The 244-nt window shown below is 68.0% G+C and carries 1 pseudogene; it reads left to right on the plus strand.

Annotation, left to right across the window (positions count from 1 at the left end):
• Positions 1 to 180: pseudogene (locus tag KVS69_RS20250) on the plus strand (alpha/beta hydrolase); the annotation flags it as partial.
• Positions 181 to 244: the final 64 nt, after the last annotated feature.

A 244-nucleotide genomic window follows, 5' to 3' on the forward strand; every position in this document is an offset into this window, starting at 1 on the left:
TGCCCCCCCCAGGTGATCTCCGCGACGCCGGCACAGTCGTTCTACCCCGAGCCGCTGCGCAGTGAACGCACCAAGCTGCTCCGCGACGCCCGCCTGGATGTATTCCCCGGCACCCATCACCTGCTCATGGAGCACCCGGCACTGGTGGCCGACGTGATCACGCGCTACCTCGCCGGCTGACCACTGCGACACCCTGTCGCACTCAGCTACCAGCGGCGCCAACCGATACCGATGCAGCAGGCAC

Source organism: Stenotrophomonas sp. GbtcB23, assembly GCF_019091045.1.
GTDB lineage: Bacteria > Pseudomonadota > Gammaproteobacteria > Xanthomonadales > Xanthomonadaceae > Stenotrophomonas > Stenotrophomonas rhizophila_A.